Genomic DNA, 10,923 nt, shown 5'->3' with positions numbered 1-10,923 from the left:
GCATCCGCGACGACAACCCACCCGAACCACCCCCACCCACACCAGACCCCACCGACCCCACCGGCCCATCCACCACACCATCCACCACAGACATGTCTTTCCTCTCAGTTCTCATCGGTTCTCATCGGTTCTCATCGGTTGTCCGCCGCGGCCTTTTCGTCCAGGCCGAGGCGGGTGTGCTCGAATCCCGCCGCCATCTCCTGCCAGATCTGCCGGCAGCGGGCGGCCACGACGGCGACCGTCGCGATCTGGTGGGCAGGGACCACCGAGGCGATCCGGGCGGAACTCCGTTGTGCCGCCAGATGCAGATCGAGCAGCCTCAGCAGCAGCCGGCCGTCGGCGGAATGCCGTAGCGAGGGCTCGTTGCACAGGCGTTTCACCAGCGCCGGGAAATCCGCCGGGTCGATCGTCTGCGGGCCGCCGCGGGGCGGCGGGAACTCCGGGTGTCCGGGCCGTCTGCCCGGAATGGGGTCCTGGCCGCTGTCGATCCGGCGTTTCACGTCCCGCACCGTGGTCGCCGAGATCCCGGCGAGGCGTCCGACCCGGCGCAGCGAGGCATCGGGCTCGCTGCGCAGGATCTCGGCCGCACGCCGCCGCCGTTCGTCCGCGTCGATCGGGCGCAGCCGTCCGTCACGGCCCAGCCGATGGGTCGGATCCGTCCCGGACCGCGCGTCCTTGCGCAGGTCGGCGACGGTGCGCGGGGACAGTCCCGCGGCCCTCGCCACGGACCGGTCCGACCAGTGCGGATGCGCCGCCAGGATGCGTTCGGCCGCCGCCGCCCGGTCGGACCGGCTCAGCGGAAGGCCGTGCCGGACGTTCTCCCGGACCGAGCGGACGAACGCGGTCTCCAGCGGTTCGTCGCAGAACCGCACCGCGATGTCGGTCTCGCCCCGCAACCGCGCCGCGTGGAAACGGTGGACGCCGTCGAGTATCGCCATGGTGGGGCGATGGACCAGGATCGGCGGGAACTCACCGGATTCGGCGAGGGCCCTGGTGTGCCGTTCGTCCGGGCCGTCGAGTCTGACCCTGACGGAGGTGTTGAGCGCGGCCAGCGGGATCCGTTCCGTCTGCCCGGATCCGTTGTCGGTACCGCTTCGCTGTATTCGCTCGTGGTGGACCATACGGAGATCTCCTGTCGTCATCCAGGTGGCGGACCCGGGCCGTGGCGACATCGCCAACTCGCCGAAGAGGGGACGGCGTTCAACCGGTGCTCCGGGGACACTTGGACGCGTCAGGCGGTGAGCGCCGCCCGGTCGCCGGCCAGGAACCCGTGCAGCCACTCGACGAAGCCGGGGCCCAGGTCGTCGCGGTCGGCGGCGATCCGGACCACCGCGCGCAGATAGTCGGCGCGGTCACCGGTGTCGTAGCGCCGCCCCGAGAACACCACCCCGTGCACCGGATGCCCCTGGAGGGCGAGCGTCCGGATGGCGTCGGTGAGCTGGATCTCGCCGCCGCGTCCCGGCGGGGTCCGGCGCAGCACCGGGAAGACCGCCGGGTCGAGGATGTAGCGGCCGATGACCGCCAGATCGCTCGGCGCGGTGCCGGGGGCCGGTTTCTCCACCAGATCGGTGACCCGCACGATGTCCCCGCCGTGCTCCCGTTCCACGGCGGCGCAGCCGTAGAGATGGCTGCGCGCGGGGTCGACCTCCATCAGGGCGACGACCGAACCGCCGTACCGGCGGCGCACCTGCTGCATCTGCGCGAGGAGCGGGTCGCGCGGGTCGATCAGATCGTCGCCGAGCAGTACGGCGAAGGGTTCGTCGCCCACGTGCGGGGCGGCGCAGAGCACGGCGTGGCCGAGGCCGCGCGGGTCGCGCTGGCGGGTGTAGTGGATGTCGGCGAGTTCGGTGGAGGCGTGCACGGCGGCCAGCCGTCCGGTGTCGCCCTTCTTCTCCAGGGCGAGCTCCAGCTCGCAGTTGCGGTCGAAGTGGTCCTCCAGGGCGCGTTTGTTGCGCCCGGTGACCATGAGGATGTCGCGCATCCCCACGCTGACGGCCTCTTCGACGACGTACTGGATGGCCGGCTTGTCCACCACCGGCAGCATCTCCTTCGGGGTGGCCTTGGTGGCGGGCAGGAAGCGGGTGCCGAGTCCCGCGACCGGGATGACGGCTTTCGTTATCTCACTCATGTGGGATGTCCAAAGACGTGTGGGAGTGCCGTGTTGCACGGCCTGGGGAGGGGCGCGCGGCGCCCGGGGCGAGGGATGCGTACCGGCTCGCCGTCGGCCGTCATAGTGCGCACCACCGACCGCGCCGCCGCGAGCCCGGCGCCCCGAACGGACGCGACTTAAGGGAGTCGTCGAAGAGTCCGGGGGTCCACGCGCGCCCGCCGCGCGGGCTGTTTCGCGTTGCCTGCACGGTGCTGTCGCGGTGCTTTCGTGTTGCTTTCACGCCGTTCGCCGCACCGGACTTGCCAAAGTCGCCGTGGATCACCTTTTCGGCGCAGCAACATAAAGAACGCTATTTATGCTGGACGGGTCGACGTCGTCGTATGGGAGGGACTGTTCAGATGACCGTGCTGTACGAGCCGGATCCCGGGGGTCCGGCCGGCCTCGACGGGATGCGTCGGCTCAGCTCGTTCACCGACGCGGTCTTCGGCCGGCTGCCGCGGGCCGACCAGCGCCGCTGGGCCGAGCTGTACGTCAGGGCACTGCTGAGCACACCCGGGAAGAAGTCGGTGCGCAGGCTCGCGGACTCCGTCAGCGGCTCCCCCACCGCCTCGCAGTCGATGCACCAGTTCGTCAACGCCAGCCCCTGGGACTGGCAGGCGATCCGTCAGGACCTGCTGCGCTGGGTGGAGCAGCGGACCACCGCCACGGCGTGGGCGCTGGCCCCGGCGTTCATCCCCAAGAGGGGCGACCACTCGGTCGGGGTGCACCGGCGCTACGACCCCTTCCTGGGCCGGGCCACCACCTGCCAGCTCGGCATCGGGCTCTTCCTCTGCGGTCCCGCCGGTCCGCTCCCCGTCGACTGGAACCTCTACATCCCCGACGACTGGCCGGCCGACCCCCGGCTCGGCGCCCGGGTGCGGCTCCCCGAGGGCACCGGCGGCCCGATGTGGTCCCAGGCGGCCGGACTCGCGAGCCGGGCTCTGTCATGGACCTGCGGTCCGGAGGTGCCGCTCACCGCGGACCTGTCCTGGATGCCGGACCGGGGCGCTTTCCTCTCCCGACTTGCCTACGGGGAGCGGCCGTTCGTCGTGGAGGTGCCCGAGACGGCGGCGGTGCGGCCGGTCGCGGCCGGACATCCGGCGCCCGCCCCGGTGACGGTACGGCGGCTGCTCGACGGCCGGGGCGGTCTGCCGGCCGGCGGTGAGCACCACCACGGGGTGGACATCGTGTCGATGCCGGTGACCCTGCCCGGAGCCACCGCGCGGCAGCCCCGGCTGCGGCTGCTGGCCCGGCGGCGGGCGGGCGGCCGGGGCACCGCGGTGTGGCTGACGAACCTGGTCGACCGGCCGCTGGCACAGCTGCTGCCGCTGATGCGCCAGCCGCTGCTGGCGTCCGCGGTGGTGAACTCGCTCAGCGGCGACTTCGGCCTCCAGGACTTCGAGGGCCGTTCCTACCCGGGCTGGCACCACCACGCGACCCTGGTCTCCGTGGCCTTCACGCACTACCGGCTGCGCGGCCCGGACGCCTGAGCCGCAGGCCGGACCTCGACCCGGCGCGCGCGGCGGGGCGGCGGGGGCTCAGGGCAGGCCCACGGTGGTGGGCCGGGACCCCGCCGCCAGGCCGGTCAGGGCCGCCTGCCAGACCTCGGCGAAGTCCGCCGCGCCCGGGGCGGCCCGGCCCCTGGTCCCCCGGGCGTCGGCCGCCGACCCCTCCACCAGATGCCGGACGAGCCGGGCGGCCGTCCTCGGCCGGATGTCCTCGGCGAGCTCCCCGGCGTGCCAGGCGAGCTCGATCAGCTCCTCGACCTCGTCGCGCCAGTCCGCGGGCCAGGTGGAGTGCACCTGGCCCTCCGCGATCAGCCGTGCCGCCGACCGGGCCCGCACGCTCTCGCGCAGCACCACGGCCACCGCCTGGACCAGCGACGACAGGTCCTCCAACGGCCGCCCGGTGCGCGGGCGCGCGGCGCGGGCGCGCTGGAGCTCGGCGGCCCCCTCGTCCGCCACGGCCGCCGCCAGCGCGGCCTTGCTGCGGAAGTGGAAGGTCAGCGCCCCCATCGAGATGCCCAGCGCGCCGCAGACCGAGGCCAGCGAGGTGCCGTCGTAGCCGTGGCGGTCGAAGTTGTCCGCCGCGGCCAGGACCAGACTGCTGCGGGTGCGGGCGGCTTGCTCTGTCTTCTTCGTCATGTGGGGCCTCGGTGATCGCGGTCGTGAACTGAGGGGCGGACAGCGGCGGCTTCGGGGTCCGCGCCCTCACCGGTGCGGGCGCCGGCCGTGCGGGTCACACGGCCCGGGCGCCTTCCGGCCGGGGTACCGGAGGTCCATGGCCCGGGGGCGGGCGGACGGCTCGGCGCCGGGGCCGGGTCGCCCCGGTCACCGGCCGCCGGACCCGCTCCTCGGGGTGCTGCGACGGGGTGCGTCGGTTCTGGTCGCTGCGGCTCGGTCACATGCGTCCTCGGAGGTCACCGGCTGCCAGGGGTCGCCGCGCCGGCCCGCGCACCGGGCGCGGCGGGCGATTCGACCATAAGGCGGCCGGCGGAGGACGGGAACGGAAACGGGAGCAGGCCGGAACGTTCTCGGCAAGTCCGCCCCTGCGACCGGTCCGCCCCTGCGACCGGTCCGCGCCGCTACCTGGAGGTCCAGCCCCCGTCCACCTGGACGGCCGCGCCGGTGGTGAACGACGCGCGGTCCGAGCAGAGCCAGGCCGCCGTCTGCGCGACCTCCTCCGGTCCGGCCAGCCGCCGTTGCATGGCCCGTTCGGTGAACGGCCCCAGCAGGGAAGGGGTGTTGGTGAGCACCTCGTCCATCAACTCGGTACGGGTGCTGCCGACGACCAGCGCGTTGACCCGGATCCCGCGGTCCGCGTACTCGTCGGCGGCGGCCCTGGTGAGCCCGATGACGGCGTGCTTGGCCGCGATGTACGGGGCGGACGCCCCGGTCGCCCGCATCCCGGCCACGCTGGAGGTGTTGACGACGGCGCCGCCGCCGTGGTCCAGCATCACGGCCACCTGGGCGCGCAGGGCGTTCCACACCCCGCGGGCGTTGACGTCCATGATCCGGTCGTACTCGTCGTCGGTCATCAGGTGCATCGGGGTGCCGGTGGACGTCCAGCCCGCGTTGTTGAACGCGGCGTCCAGCCCGCCGTGGGCGTCCAGCGCGGCCCGCGCGACCTTGCGCATGTCGTCGGCGCTGGTGACGTCGGCGACGACGGCGGTCGCCGTACCGCCGGCCGCCCCGATCCGCTCGACGACCTCCCGGAGCCGGTCCCCGCGGCGCGCGGCCAGCACCAGACGGGCGCCCTCCCGGGCGAAGAGCAGGGCGGCGGCGGCGCCGATCCCGCTGCTGGCCCCGGTGATGACGACGGACTTGCCGTGCAGCAGACCTCGTTCGGACATGACTCTCCTCGGAACGTGGGACATGGGTGTCCTCCGGCTGGGCGCAGCCGCCGGCGGATCAGATGAAGCGGTGCAGATGGGCGGTGGCCCACCGGGTGAAGCTGGTCGGCGGGCGGCCGGTCAGGCGCTCCACGGTGTCGCCGGTCGCGCTCTTCGCACCGGCGGCCTGCCGGTCGGCAGAGAGCAGCAGCGCCTCCGCCATCGCCGGGGGGTACCGGCGGAGGAAGCCGGCGCGGGCCTCGCTCCGGGTCAGCGCCCGGCAGGTGAGGGGCCGGCCCAGCAGCTCGGCCAGGATCCGGGTCTGGTCCTGGGCCGAGAGGGCCTCGGGGCCGGTGAGCTGGTACGACCGGCCGTGATGGCTGTCGTCGGTGAGGGCGAGGGCGATCACCTCGGCGATGTCCTCCGGCGCCACGCAGGCGTTGCGGCTGTGCGGATGCAGCGCCGCGGTGGCCGACCCGGCCCGGATGTCCGGCGCCCAGGCCAGGGCGTGCGTCATGAAGGACCGGGGCTGGATCATGGTCCAGGGGATGCCGGCGGCCCTGATGCGCCGCTCGTTCTCCCGCTGCCACGAGGTGACCAGGTCGTCGGCGCCGGAGTCGTGGACGGCGGCGGCGGAGAGTTTGACGAGGTGGCCGACCGACGCGTCCAGCGCGGCCCGGACGATGTTCCGGTCCTGCTGCGGACGGGTCGGGTCGTTGGTGACGACGAGCACCGCGTCCGCGCCCCGGAACGCCGCCCGCAGGCTCGCGGGGTCCTCGTGGTCGCAGACCAGGTGCCGTACCGCCGCCCCGGGACCGCCCGTGCCGTCCCAGGGCCGGTCCGCGGGGACGGTGCGGCCGGTGAGGGTGAGCCGGTGTCCGGAGGGCGCCAGCCGCCGGGCCACCAAAGAGGCGACCGTACCGCCGGCCCCGGTCAGCACCAGGTGCCGGGTTCGGTGCGCGGTGGCGGTCACGTGGCCGGCACCCGCTGCGGGTCGACGCTGATGTTGGCGCGCACGGCGGCCGGGGAGAGGCTGGGCAGCAGCAGCCGCCACATGTCGCAGACGCGCTCCATCAGGTCAGCGCGGCCGGTGGCGAGCTGGGAGTAGACCTGCATCCCGGTACAGGCGGCCACCACGAAACGGGCCACCCGGTCGGGTTCGGCCGTCGCCTCCAGCTCCCCGTCGGCCCGCGCCGTCTCCAGCAGATCGCGCATCAGCCTGCGCCAGTCCTCGAACGACGTCGCGTCGTTCATGCCGTGACTGCCCTGTTCGACGGCGAGCCGGACACCGGCGCGCAGGATCGGGTCGTGCTGCATCCGCTGGGCCCACACCAGCGTGATGTCGACCAGCCGCTGCAGCCCGGTCGACTCCAGATGCGGCTCGATGGTCGTGGCCTGGGCGTTCATCAGCGCCTCGGCCACGCCCTGCTTGGAGCCGAAGTGGAAGTAGAGCGCGCCGAGGGTGAGTCCGGCGCGCTCCACGATCCGGGTGACCGCGGCGCCCTCGTACCCCGCCTCGTCGAAGATCTCCGCTGCCGCGAGGAGGAGGCGCTGGCGGGTCCGCGCGGCACGCTCTGCGTTGGCCGTCTTCATGGGCAATCCATTCCTCGACAAAAATAGAGAACGTATTTTATGTTAGCGCGGTCACCGCAGCCAGCGGCCAGTCACACAGGGGGAGAGTCAGCAATGTTGCCTACGCACACCAGCGGCTTTGACATGTCCCAGCTCAGCACCGCGGTACCCAGAGAACTCGTCCACAAGCGGGCGCACGCCGAAGTGCTGCTCACCGGTTGGACCACACACGCCGACGACCGGCACACCGTCCGGGCCCAGTGGCCCCGGTTCCACAGCTTCTACTGGCCGCGGGGCCAGCGGTTCGACCCCATGCTGTTCGTCGAGTCGGTCCGCCAGATCCTGCCACTGCTGTCCCACACCGCCTACGGCGTCCCGTTCGGCAACCATCTGATCTGGGACGACTTCAGCTACCGCGTCGAACCGACCGCGATGGCCGTCCCCGCGTCCCCCGCCGACGCGGTGCTCGACGTCGTCTGCGAGGACGTACGCACCAGGAACGGCGCACTCGTCTCGATGGTCATGCACACCACCGCCCACCTGGACGGCGAGCGCATGGGCACGGCCACCGCCCGCTTCGCCAACCGCGCCCCGGCCCTCTACCGCCGGCTGCGCGGCGACCGCAGCGACCCCGCGGCCGTACGCTCCACCGCGCTGCCGCTGCCCCCGGCGCTGCGGCCCGCCGCGGTGGGCCACTGCCTGCCGTACAACGTGGTGCTGGCCGACAGCACCCGCACGGACCGCTGGCAGCTGCGGGCCGACCTGGACCACCCGGTGCTCTTCGACCACCCGGTCGACCACGCGCCCGGCATGCTCCTGCTGGAAGCGGTACGGCAGGCCGCGCACGCGCACCGGCCGACCGACACCGGCATGGTCACCGGGATGTCCGTCACCTTCGACCGCTGGGTGGAACTGGACCAGCCCGCCTGGGTGTGCGTGGCGCCGCTGGGCGGCGACGGGCTGCGGATCACCATCGAGCAGGGAGAGGAGGTCTGCCTGGGCGCCGAGGTGACCACCACCCGACCGGTCCCGCTGCCCACGGCCGAGCGGATCCCCGCCCTCACCTGACCGACGGCCGTCCGGGCCCGTGGCCGGAGCCGGTGCGCCGGTTGCGGCCGGGGGCCCGGCGGGCGGCTCAGGTGGCCGAGTCCACCGGTTCCGGGGTCCGTTCCTGGGCGGCCTGCGGCATGGGGGCACGGTCCGCGTTGACGACGACCCCGGCGATCAGGGCGCCCAGCAGCAGCGCGGCCATCGCCCACCAGGTGGCCACGTTGAAGCCGTGCACCGCGGCCTTCGCGGCCAGCAGCGTGCGGTCCGGGATGGTCGCGGCGTGCGCGGTGGCGTACCGGGTGGTGACGCTCGCGGCGATGGTGTTGAGGAGCGCCGTACCGATCGAACCGCCCACCTGCTGGGCGGTGTTGAAGGTGGCCGAGGCCGCGCCCGAGTCGCGTGGGGCGACGTTGCCGGTCGCCAGGGAGACGGAGGTCATCATCGCCGTGCCCATGCCGAGGCCGAGCATCAGCATGCCGGGCAGGATGTGCGAGGCGTACGCCGGTTCCACCCCGACCTGGGCTATCAGCGCCAGCGCCCCGGCCGCCAGCAGCAGCCCGGGCACCATCAGCACGCGGGGCGGGACCCGGTGCAGCAGCCGGGCGGCGACCTGGGTGGAGCCGGTGACCATGCCCACGGTGATGGGGAGATAGGCGACGCCGGTCTTCACGGGCGAGTAGCCGAGGACGCGTTGCATGTAGTACGTCAGGAAGAGGAAGACGCCGAACATGCCGATGGTCACCAGCAGCACGGTGAGGAAGGCGCCGACGCGCTGCCGGTCGCGGACCACGGTCATGGGGAGCAGCGGGACCGGGGCGCGGGTCTGCCAGAACCCGAAGAGGCCGAGCAGCGCGACCCCGCCGATCAGCAGCGTCAGGACCAGACCGTCGGTCCAGCTCCGGGACTCCGCCTCGGAGAAGCCGTAGACCAGGGCGAGCATGCCGGCCGAGCCGAGCAGCGCGCCGGGGACGTCGAGGCGGGCGTCGGGATGCCGGCCGCCGCCGGGCAGCAGGGCCCAGGCGCCGGCGAACGCGACCAGCGCGATCGGCACGTTGACGTACAGGCACCAGCGCCAGTCCAGGTACTGGGTGAGGAAGCCGCCCGCGAGCAGCCCGACCGCGGCACCCGCGCCGATGATGGCGCCGAAGATGCCGAACGCCTTCCCGCGTTCCTTCGGGTCGGTGAACGTCGTCGCGAGCAGCGACAGCGCGGCCGGCGCGAGCAGCGCGGCGAACACGCCCTGGAGGGCCCGCGCCCCGAACAGCATCCCCTGGTTCACCGCGGCCCCGCCGAGCGCGGAGGCGGCGGCGAAGCCGACCAGCCCGGTCATGAACGCGATCCTGCGTCCGGCCAGGTCGGCGATCCGGCCGCCGAGCAGCAGCAGTCCGCCGAAGGCGAGGGTGTAGGCGGTGATCACCCACTGCCGGTTGCCGTCGGACATGTGCAGAGCGACCTGCGCGGAGGGGAGCGCGATGTTGACGATGGTCATGTCGAGCACGACCATCAGCTGGGCCAGGGCGATGACGACCAGAGCCCACCAGCGTCGGTTGTCGGCCATGGGCCAATCGTGCTCCCCCACCGCCCAGTTGGGAACGCCCGCGTCTCTTATTACGGTGTTTTTGCCGAACCGCGCGCCTCCCGCCGCCCCGGGCCCGCCCCACTCCCCGGGCCCGTCCCTCTCTCCGGGCCTGCCCGTCACCCCAGGGCGTCCCGGCACAGCAGCCGCAGCGAGCCGTGGCCGCCGTAGCAGCGGCCGGCCTCCTCGATCGGGGCCCAGAGCCGGCCGTCGGGGGTGCGGATCCAGTACTCGCCGCCGGACGCCCACCACTCGGCGTCGGTGTGACGGGCGATCACCTCACCGGCGTAGGCCCCGAGGCCGCGCAGCGTCTCCCGCACGGCGTCGAAGGGCGCGCCCTCCCGGCGTATCTCCTCGATCACCCGGTCGACCCGCCACAGGCTCTGCGCCGAGTAGTCGAGCCGGACCCGGGCGCCTTCGCGCATCATCGCCACCGCGTCCGCCGCCCACCGGGCCGGTCTCGCGGCGGCATGCGGCCTGGTCTGCTGCTGTGCTGTCCCGTGGCGGGGTGTCACGTCGTGGTGGGCTGTCGCGCCGGTCACATGGGTCACACAGGAAAGAGCGAGTCGGGCGGCGGATTCGTCACCCGGATCCGGGGGTGTTCCCGCAACCGGCGCAGGACCCGCGCACCGCCCTCACCATTGGTTCACCCGAGCCCGCGGGCCCGCCGCGACACCACCGCGCGCAGCACCCGGCGGCCCTCGGTGGAGACGTCCAGCGCGCGGCGCAGCCCGGCCGCGCCGTGCCCCGCGAGCAGTTCGAGCACCGTGACCTGGCGGCGCAGTTCGGCGGCGACCAGCGGGGACATGCCCTCCGTGCCGCCCTCCCGGCGGCTGTCCACCGAGGGTGCCCTGTCCTCGGCGGGGTCGAGCAGCCGGTGTATCTGCAGCGAGGCGACGGAACAGGCGTCGGCCCACAGGCGGACCCCGGCGGCCTCCGGCGAGCCGGGCGCGGCGTCGAGCATCCGGCGGGCGAGCGCCTCGGCCTCGTCGGCCCGGCCGCCCGGCCCCGCCCCCGCGCCGGTCTCCTCGCCGGCGCCGAGCGAACCGCGCGCCTTCTCCAGTCCCGCGCTCCAGTCGGAGCCGTCGGCGAGGCTCGCCCACAGCGGTCGCAGCACGAGGTCGTCCCCGCCCAGCAGGGGTACGCACCGATCCAAACAGGCCAACCCGCTGGCGGCCAGTCCGCGTTCATCGGCCTGAGCGATCAGCTCCACCAGGCTCATCCCACGCCTCCCAGAAACGGTAC

At 73.5% G+C, this 10,923-nt stretch carries 11 protein-coding genes; 2 read left to right on the top strand and 9 right to left on the bottom strand.

From position 1 onward, the window contains the following. Positions 1 to 131: 131 nt before the first annotated feature. A complete protein-coding gene (locus tag AB0D74_RS27320; protein ID WP_362592265.1) occupies positions 132 to 1,121 on the bottom strand; it encodes a ParB N-terminal domain-containing protein in 990 nt (329 codons plus the stop codon). Positions 1,122 to 1,231: 110 nt separating this feature from the next. Continuing rightward, a complete protein-coding gene (gene galU, locus AB0D74_RS27315) occupies positions 1,232 to 2,128 on the bottom strand; it encodes a UTP--glucose-1-phosphate uridylyltransferase GalU (RefSeq protein WP_362592262.1) in 897 nt (298 codons plus the stop codon). Between the two features lie 380 nt (positions 2,129 to 2,508). On the opposite strand from galU, the gene AB0D74_RS27310 reads away from it, so the two are divergent. Continuing rightward, the gene (locus AB0D74_RS27310) at positions 2,509 to 3,639 is read left to right on the top strand and encodes a transposase (RefSeq protein WP_362592260.1); all 1,131 of its coding nucleotides are present in this window, start codon (positions 2,509 to 2,511) and stop codon (positions 3,637 to 3,639) included. A 48-nt stretch (positions 3,640 to 3,687) separates the two neighbouring features. Here AB0D74_RS27310 and AB0D74_RS27305 read toward each other — a convergent pair whose 3' ends face one another. The 4 genes from AB0D74_RS27305 to AB0D74_RS27290 all read right to left on the bottom strand — a co-directional run bounded on the left by AB0D74_RS27305 (position 3,688) and on the right by AB0D74_RS27290 (position 7,073). Further along, the gene (locus tag AB0D74_RS27305; protein ID WP_362592257.1) at positions 3,688 to 4,293 is read right to left on the bottom strand and encodes a TetR/AcrR family transcriptional regulator; all 606 of its coding nucleotides are present in this window, start codon (positions 4,291 to 4,293) and stop codon (positions 3,688 to 3,690) included. 440 nt (positions 4,294 to 4,733) lie between these two features. Beyond that, positions 4,734 to 5,501, bottom strand: coding sequence for a glucose 1-dehydrogenase (locus AB0D74_RS27300; RefSeq protein ID WP_362592254.1), 768 nt, complete (start codon positions 5,499 to 5,501; stop codon positions 4,734 to 4,736). Between the two features lie 58 nt (positions 5,502 to 5,559). Beyond that, complete coding sequence (locus tag AB0D74_RS27295) at positions 5,560 to 6,453, bottom strand: NAD(P)H-binding protein (RefSeq protein WP_362592251.1); 894 nt, start codon at positions 6,451 to 6,453, stop codon at positions 5,560 to 5,562. Then, positions 6,450 to 7,073 (bottom strand): ScbR family autoregulator-binding transcription factor, encoded by a 624-nt coding sequence (locus tag AB0D74_RS27290; RefSeq protein WP_362592248.1) that lies wholly within the window; start codon positions 7,071 to 7,073, stop codon positions 6,450 to 6,452. The genes AB0D74_RS27295 and AB0D74_RS27290 overlap by 4 nt, the downstream gene beginning before the upstream one ends. Positions 7,074 to 7,196: 123 nt before the next feature. On the opposite strand from AB0D74_RS27290, the gene AB0D74_RS27285 reads away from it, so the two are divergent. Then, positions 7,197 to 8,120, top strand: coding sequence for a ScbA/BarX family gamma-butyrolactone biosynthesis protein (locus tag AB0D74_RS27285; RefSeq protein WP_362592245.1), 924 nt, complete (start codon positions 7,197 to 7,199; stop codon positions 8,118 to 8,120). Between the two features lie 67 nt (positions 8,121 to 8,187). Here AB0D74_RS27285 and AB0D74_RS27280 read toward each other — a convergent pair whose 3' ends face one another. The 3 genes from AB0D74_RS27280 to AB0D74_RS27270 form a co-directional block, all read right to left on the bottom strand. Further along, the gene (locus tag AB0D74_RS27280; RefSeq protein ID WP_362592242.1) at positions 8,188 to 9,660 is read right to left on the bottom strand and encodes a DHA2 family efflux MFS transporter permease subunit; all 1,473 of its coding nucleotides are present in this window, start codon (positions 9,658 to 9,660) and stop codon (positions 8,188 to 8,190) included. Between the two features lie 137 nt (positions 9,661 to 9,797). Then, positions 9,798 to 10,220 carry a hypothetical protein gene (locus AB0D74_RS27275; protein ID WP_362592296.1) on the bottom strand — a complete coding sequence of 141 codons (423 nt, stop codon included), beginning with the start codon at positions 10,218 to 10,220 and terminating at the stop codon, positions 9,798 to 9,800. A 104-nt stretch (positions 10,221 to 10,324) separates the two neighbouring features. Beyond that, entirely contained in the window at positions 10,325 to 10,900 is a 576-nt protein-coding gene (locus AB0D74_RS27270) for a hypothetical protein (RefSeq protein WP_362592240.1), read from the bottom strand. Positions 10,901 to 10,923: the final 23 nt, after the last annotated feature.

The sequence above is a fragment of the Streptomyces sp. NPDC048278 genome (genome assembly GCF_040652195.1).
GTDB lineage: Bacteria > Actinomycetota > Actinomycetes > Streptomycetales > Streptomycetaceae > Streptomyces.
This window is presented reverse-complemented; position numbering and strand designations above follow the sequence as displayed.

Bases quoted from the DNA above. Each gene is read 5' to 3' on its own strand.
- AB0D74_RS27285 (WP_362592245.1), top strand. From the start codon at position 7,197: ATGTCCCAGCTCAGCACCGCGGTACCCAGAGAACTCGTCCACAAGCGG.
- AB0D74_RS27290 (WP_362592248.1), bottom strand. From the start codon at position 7,073: ATGAAGACGGCCAACGCAGAGCGTGCCGCGCGGACCCGCCAGCGCCTC.
- AB0D74_RS27320 (WP_362592265.1), bottom strand. From the start codon at position 1,121: ATGGTCCACCACGAGCGAATACAGCGAAGCGGTACCGACAACGGATCC.
- AB0D74_RS27300 (WP_362592254.1), bottom strand. From the start codon at position 5,501: ATGTCCGAACGAGGTCTGCTGCACGGCAAGTCCGTCGTCATCACCGGG.
- AB0D74_RS27270 (WP_362592240.1), bottom strand. From the start codon at position 10,900: ATGAGCCTGGTGGAGCTGATCGCTCAGGCCGATGAACGCGGACTGGCC.
- AB0D74_RS27305 (WP_362592257.1), bottom strand. From the start codon at position 4,293: ATGACGAAGAAGACAGAGCAAGCCGCCCGCACCCGCAGCAGTCTGGTC.
- AB0D74_RS27310 (WP_362592260.1), top strand. From the start codon at position 2,509: ATGACCGTGCTGTACGAGCCGGATCCCGGGGGTCCGGCCGGCCTCGAC.
- galU (WP_362592262.1), bottom strand. From the start codon at position 2,128: ATGAGTGAGATAACGAAAGCCGTCATCCCGGTCGCGGGACTCGGCACC.
- AB0D74_RS27280 (WP_362592242.1), bottom strand. From the start codon at position 9,660: ATGGCCGACAACCGACGCTGGTGGGCTCTGGTCGTCATCGCCCTGGCC.